At 37.3% G+C, this 7,789-nt stretch carries 1 protein-coding gene; it reads right to left on the bottom strand.

The window, feature by feature from the left end; translation table 11 throughout:
• Positions 1–1,300 precede the first annotated feature (1,300 nt).
• The gene (locus tag VKJ25_RS19415; RefSeq protein ID WP_324238288.1) at positions 1,301–7,594 is read right to left on the bottom strand and encodes an AAA family ATPase; all 6,294 of its coding nucleotides are present in this window, start codon (positions 7,592–7,594) and stop codon (positions 1,301–1,303) included.
• Between the last annotated feature and the right edge of the window lie 195 nt (positions 7,595–7,789).

Here is a 7,789-nt window from a genome sequence, read left to right as displayed (position 1 = left end):
AACTGGGGTGAGGATTCCGTAAGACTTTGATAATTACTGATTTCTGGTCCCAGTTTCGTTGGCCACGATATACCAAAGTGCGTATTCCTTGGTATAAATTTTCCCTAAAGTAGTAGTTGGGAAGGTTGAGCATAATATTGTTATTCATAGTTTTCATAAAGGTAGGGAGTAGGTAGGGACATTTTCCACGGTTGAGCGGACATGAAACGCTGCGCGATATGAAGCGCATTTTTGTTATGCAACGTCCGTACTAGGTAGGGAAGTTTTTGCGCTTCGCAAAGCTCTGCTTTATATATTGTCGCGCAGCGTTCTTCAGCAAAATGACTAAGAACCGACATTTTTGGGGAGCATTCCCGATACGAAAATGCTGCGCGATATGGAAAGCGGAGCATTCCGTAAGGAAAACGCATTTTTGTGATCAGGACTAAAGCCATGAGAAAGGAAATTTTAAGGTTTGAGATTGCTTTCGGTCCGGAATGCTCCACCAACCCTGTCCCTTGCTATCGCAAAGCTGCGAGTCGCGCCATGACAGAAATACCTTATGTTGCGTAAGTCCTAGTTATCCAAAGTCTGTACTTGATTTTGGTAAATCTCCTCTTTTTAGTAAAATTTCACTTTTATAGTCAGGACTTACGCCAAGGTACTATATATAGATTTAAAAAACTATTGTGCAATAGTTTTAAGTACTATATCTAGGGTGTCTGCATAAGTCCTGATAGTTTTTAGCTATTGGTAGTGGATTGTTTCATCTTAAATGTTGCAATAGATTTTTCTTCCTTGTCTTCCTTGTCTTCCTTGTCCTCCTTGTCTTCCTTGTCTTGCAACAACTAAAAATTAACGCACTATTTTAGCTGAAACAGTCCAGTACTGCATTGTTTCACCTTAAATGGTGCAATAGATGTAGGTTGGGTTTCGTGCCTCAACCCAACAACAATCTTTCTTCCCCACTCCCTTACTCCCCTGTTCCCTAATGCACCATTTAAGATGAAACAGTCCAGTAGGGTGTGTTTCGCTACGCGACATGAAAAGCGCACAACGCACAACGCACCAAGGCGCTATATATAGTGCCTCCCGTGTAAGTCCTGGATTTAAAAAACTATAATTCTGGATTCTGGATTCTGGATTCTGAATTTATTTGAGTTGGGTTTCGATACCTCAACCCAACCTACTTTTCTATGATTACCCTGAATTGAGAATTCTGGATTCTGGATTCTGAATATACTTGAGTTGGGTTTCGATACCTCAACCCAACCTACTTTTTTATGATTACCCTGAATTCTGACTTAAAGCCAACCCTAGATTAAATTGGTATCTCTATCATAAACTTAGTACCTTGTCCTATTTCCGAAAAACACTGCAATTGACCTCCATGTTGCTCTGTAACTATTTGGTAACTAATAGACAAACCCAGACCAGTTCCTTGACCAACTGGCTTAGTAGTGAAGAAAGGGTCAAAAATACGTTGTTGAACCCTCTCACTCATTCCTGGCCCATTGTCCGCAATGAAAATTCTTGCTGTTTGAGCATCTAGCATTTCGCTAGTGATATTAATTTGAGGAGAATCCCTGGTCTTAAAAGTAATTAAGGCATCAATAGAGTTGGTGAGAATATTCAGAAATACTTGATTAAGTTGACTGGGATAACAGTTAACCGGAGGTAATTGACCATAGTTTTTTACTATCCTAATCTCTGGGTAAGACCTATTACCTCGGAGGCGATGTTGCAAAATCATTAAAGTATTCTCTAATCCATCATGGATGTCTACCAGTTTTCTTTGGGATTCATCCAGTCGGGAGAAGTTCCGCAAACCCAGAACAATTTTCCTTGTGCGTTCGGTTCCTGTTTCCATAGAATCAAATATTTTGTGTATATCCTCAGATAAAAATTCTAAATCTATCTCTTCTAATTTGTCTTTTATAGCAGCAGTAGGAACAGATAAGGTTTCTTCATAAAGATTGATTAGTTCTAATAAGTCCTGGAAATATTGGCGAGCATAAGTGATATTACCAGCAATAAAGGTAATAGGATTATTGATTTCATGGGCAATCCCGGCTACCATTTGACCTAAAGAAGACATTTTTTCAGTTTGCACCATTTGCAACTGGGTTTTTTTTAGGTATTCAAGTGCTTGCTCTAAAGCTTCAGATTTGTCTCTCAGGGCAGTTTCTGTCGCCTTAATCTGAGTAATATCCCGCATGATAGTCGAAAAATATTCTGCCACTCCATCAGTAGATTTGTGAGCAATAATAGCTTGGGAAACTAGAATTTCTCCTCCTTTTGAATTTATAACTGCTGTTTGCCCAAACCATATTCCATCACGAGTAGCTATAGGAATGCCTTGATTAAGAATGATTTCATTTGCCCACTGGGGATGGTTTTCTGTCAACTTAAATGAGTTATCTTCATAATGTAGTTCTGGCCGTAGTTTTTTAAATTCTGTATTCATCCATAGCATAGTTCCTTCAGTATCTGCAATGCCAACATAATCAGAAGTTGCTTCTAAAATATCAGTGAGACGTTTTTGCTCTTGTTCCATTCTTATGCGCTCACTTATATTCTCATAGGTACCTAAAATTCCGTATACTTTTCCATTTTCGTCAGATAGTGGAATTTTGTTTGTATCTAACCATATTGTTGTATCATCAACCTGACTTTGTTTTTGAAGAATATGTAGTTCAGGTTGCTTAGATTTCATCACACGGCGGTCACATTCTCGAAAGAAGTCAGATTCCTCTTGACTCCAAGGCAAATCATAATCATTTTTACCAACAATATTTTCTGGAGAATTAACACCTGCTATGGTAGCAAATTTTTGATTACATCCTAAATAATTTGAGTTTCTGTCTTTCCAGAAAACGGCTTGGGGAATCGCATCTATAACTTTTCTCAGGAAGTTTTGGGATTGTTTGACTTGTTGTAGTGATAATTCCGACTTCTGATGTAGTTGAGCATTTTTAATTGAAATTGCAGCTTGGTTACAAAGAAAGTTGAGTATGAGAATACGATCTTTGGTAAACACCTCACGGGTAAGTTGATTTTGTAAATATAGAATTCCTATCAATTTTCCCTGATTTAGCATCGGTAAACACAATATACTTTGGGGTTGATTTTGGTGCAGATAGTCATCAATTATTGGTAAGTCCGTATTAAGATTGTTAATAACTAATACTTCTTCAGTATTTTTAACGTATTGAATCAGTTTAACTGGTAAGCTAGGATTGTTGTCTAGGAGTTCGGTACAGAGTTTGGTACTATCTGTGGTAGCAGTAGCTCTGATTTGCCATACATTATTGTGATCAGGTATCAGAATCAGGCAGTGATCGCCACCAGAATTTTCTAGGATAATCTGGCTCAGTTGATAGAGAAGTTCATCAAGTTCGATAATTTCTGAAAGCGCTTGAGAAGATTTTAACACTGTAGCGAAATCAAGGGTGGTATTGATTGTTGTAGAGTAGTGAGTTAAGGTTGGGGAGGAGTGAATCGACAGGTTAGGTTGAGCAATATTTGTTAGAGTATGCAAGAAATTAGGAGATGGAACTCTTTGCTGGAGAATAGGTTGGAGTAATTGGGGATAGCGTTTTTCTAGGTTATCAGTTTTGGCTTTAGCTCCCCAACGAGCGTAACAATTATAAGCTGATAGCATATATCCCACAGCAAAATTTTCCTTACCCCAGTCTAGGTAAAATTTGGCTGCCATTTCGTTAGCTAAAGCTTCTTCTTGGATGTAGTCGTTATTTTGAGCTTCGGCAATAGCACTATCATATAGCTCAATCGCTAACAATTTTTGATCTAGACACCGACATTTCTCTGCTTCAACTAAAAGATACTTATGTAGAAAGTTTTCGGAACAGTTATCTGACCAAATTTTGAGCTGCTGCTGATTTGATTCTATTTGCTGCCAAGCATTGTTCTGTTCTTCCGCAGACATATCAGAATACAAGTTGAGTAAAATCAGAGAACCATAATAATAGTAACCACTAAAGGTTACAAAACCATTTGCATAACCAAGAATCTGTTCGGCTTTGGTTCTGTAATTTAAACCAACTTTAAAGTTTCCTGTTAAACAGGAAAGGTGCATTCTGAAAATGTAATAGATACAAGTTGAAAGTAATACTTGGGATTCTTCTATATAATTGATTGTTTTTTCAATTTCAATCATTGCCTCTCGATCTAAGCAGAGCTTGGTGACAAAGATTTTGGCTGCTGCTAACATTGTTTGCAAAAGTCGGTTCTGAACTTTATCTGCTAGCAACTCATATTTTTCTATATCTGAGGAAACTGTTGCTAAATTTTCTCCTGAGAATAATTGATTGAGAATATTAGTGAATAAGTTATAAGCAGCATATTGAATTTCTCCAGATTCTAGTCCTGCTAAAAAACCTTCATAATTTAGACTTGCTGTTCCTTTTATTGGTTTTGCCCAAGAACGAATCAAAGCTCCCAACATGAATTTAACTTGACACTCCTGAGATTGACTGTTGAGTTTGTAACTTAATTGCATAGCTAAATCTCCGAACTGATAAGCTTTTTGATACTGCTCTTGGAATACTAGAACTAATCCATAGTTGACATAAGCTTTGATTGACTCAGGAATATTTCCATATTTAATTGACAGGCAAACTGCTTTTAAAGAGATCAAACTGTAAAGTTCAATATTGGAGGTCAAATATGTTGCTGAATCTAGAGAAATTAGCAATTTAATTATTGCTTGAATAGATGGTTCGACTGTTGTCGATAAATCTAATAGTGACAAGATAGAGCGTTCTTTCAAACTTTGGTTAACAGAAGCCAACTTTGACTCAACTAGCTGAGTCACATTATGGGAATTAATCTCTATTCCCAGATTTTTTAACCCTATTAAACCTGCCTCTATTGCTTCGACAAATTTACTTTCTAGAGTAAATTTAAGAACTTGAATACGATAAAAATCTGCTAAATCTATAGGAGAAGTCACCTGTTGTAAAGCAATCGCCAGAGTCTGCTCCAATTCTTCGTAGTTGGCATCACTTAACTGAGCTTCTGCTAAATGACGATACAAATTTAAAGTCAAATTATATTGATTCACCCAAGCATCTTTTCCTAGTAAATTAATACCTGTTTCTAGATACTCAATGGCAGCTTGATAAGCTGTTGCAGATGTAGCTTTTTGACCCGCAGTTAAGTTCAGTTGTGCTAGTTCCTCTTGTTCACTTTTATCATTGATCAGAGATTTGCCAAAATTGAGGTGGTTGACAATATCAAAAAGTCTCTCCTCTTGTTCCGTTGCAGAAAGCTTTGTCAGCAACAGTTGACCAATACGATAATGGGTAGCTGGTTTCTGCTCTGGAGGAATCAGAGAATAAGCAGCTTGTTGAACTCGATCATGCAAGAAACAATAATTAACTGAAATATTTTCAACATTATTCTCTCGCTGTTCTTCTCCTTGAAAAAATTTATAGCTTTCACTCTTGGGAATCACAAATCCTTCTTGCAACCCTCCCCATAAATTGTCTGCTGCTTCATCTTGATTTGTTTCACAAACAACTGCTAATATCCCTAAGTCAAATTCATTCCCAATACAAGCAGCTAGTTTTAGTGCATGCCGATCTCCTTCAGGCAGTTTTTGCAACCTCCCTACCATAAACTCTACCACATCATCTGTTAGTGCTAACTGTTTTACTTCTGCTAAATCGCACTGCCAATAACCTGTTGACATATCAAGTTTAATACACCCATCTTCATACAATCCTTTTAAAAATTGAGTAGTAAAAAATGGATTTCCTCTCGTTTTTTGATACACTAATTCAGATAAAGGTGCAGCAATTTCTGGTGAACAAAGTAATGTATCGGCAACTAATTGTGTCACATCTTTTTTATCTAAAGGATTCAGAATAATAGTATTAATCTTGGCATTTTCTTTTTCAATTTCATCTAGAGTTAGCATCAATGGATGAGCGGGAAAAACTTCATTATCTCGATAAGCTCCTAACATTAATAAATAACCTGTTTCTGATTCATTTATTAACACTTTTAATAAGTTCAATGAAGCTGAATCTGCCCATTGTAAATCATCTAAGAATATAACTAAGGGATGTTCTTTAGTGGTAAAAATATTAACAAATTTACTAAATAATAGATTAAAACGATTTTGTAAGGCACTACCCGAAAGTTCTGGAGCTGGTGATTGTTTACCAATAATAAGTTCTAATTCCGGAATTACATCAATCAAAACTTGACCATTTTCTCTCACAACTTCCAGAATTTTTCTCTTCCAATCAGCTAAATTTGTATCAGATTCTCCTAATAATTGATTAATCAAATTTCGGAAAGCTGACACAAAAGCACTAAAAGGAATATTGCGATTAAATTGGTCAAATTTGCCTTTAATAAAATATCCCTTTTGCCGAACTATAGGTTTATGAACTTCATTAATAACAGCAGTTTTGCCAATCCCAGAAAAACCTGCCACTAGAAGAAGACGGGGAGAGGAGGAGAGGGGGAGATTGACTCGCAGAAACCCGGTTTCTGGGTTCGGTGTGCGTAACTTCCCCCTTTCAAAGGGGGGTTGGGGGGGATTACTAATTCGCTCAAAAGCATCCAATAAAGTTTTGACTTCCCTTTCTCGTCCATAGAGTTTTTCCGGAATAATAAAGCGATCACATAAATCCCGTTCCCCCAAATCAAAGGCTCTAATTTCTCCTGTAGTTTCTAACTGTTGCAGACATTTCTCTAAATCATGCTTCAAACCCAAAGCACTCTGATAACGGTCTTCGGCATTTTTTGCCATCAATTTCAGTACAATGTCGATCAGCATTTGGGGTATTTCTCTACCACTCCCCACACTTCCCACACTTCCCACACTTCCCACACTACTCCCTACTCCCTGTTCCCTGTTCCCTAATAAAGTTGGTGTTTTAGCAATATGACAATGAACTAATTCCATAGGGTCTTTGCTTTCAAAGGGTAACTTTCCTGTGAGGAGCTCAAACAATGTCACACCCAGAGAATAAAAATCTGTCCGATAGTCAACCCCTCGGTTCATCCGTCCCGTTTGCTCTGGGGAAATGTAAGCAAGAGTTCCTTCCAGAATATTAGGACTAATTAATTGTTGCTGTTCTTTGGGTAATAGAGTAGAGATACTAAAGTCGATGAGTTGAACTTCCTTAGTTTCCGGATGGATGAGAATATTACTGGGTTTAATGTCTTTGTGGATAATGCGCTGTTGAGTCAGATAGTGGAGAACTTCTGCTAGTTGGATAGCGATGTTGAGGAAATTACTGACATTTGGTTCTGATTTATCGGGAACCGTGTTTTGCCAATACTTGGAGAGAGCGATCGCTCCTGAATCTGGCATAACTAAAGCATAACTATTGCCATAGCGTTCAAAGGCTAGAGGTTTAACAATAGCCGGATGTTCCAGATGACGAGTAATTATATATTGGTTGCGGAATTGTACTAACTCATAGAAACTGGGGTGAGGATTCCGTAAGATTTTGATAATGACTAACTTCTGGTCCCAGTTTCGTTGACCACGATAGACCAAAGTCCGTATTCCTTGGTATAAATTTTCCCTGAGATAGTAGTTAGGAAGATTAAGGGTAATATTGTTGTTCATAGTTTTCTGGTTTGATTTTGGTAAATCTCCTGTTTTTGGTCAAATTTCACTCGTTCGGTACTTACGGCAAGGTACTATATATAGAGTTAAAAAACTATTGCACAACAGTTTTAACCACTATATCTATGGTCGCTGTCTAAGTCCTGTTTATAAATAACTAGGGTTTGCTGATTCAATCTCAAAGTATTTAATATA

Source organism: Okeania sp., assembly GCF_035285525.1.
GTDB lineage: Bacteria > Cyanobacteriota > Cyanobacteriia > Cyanobacteriales > Microcoleaceae > Trichodesmium.
This window is presented reverse-complemented; position numbering and strand designations above follow the sequence as displayed.

Bases quoted from the DNA above. Each gene is read 5' to 3' on its own strand.
- VKJ25_RS19415 (WP_324238288.1), bottom strand. From the start codon at position 7,594: ATGAACAACAATATTACCCTTAATCTTCCTAACTACTATCTCAGGGAA.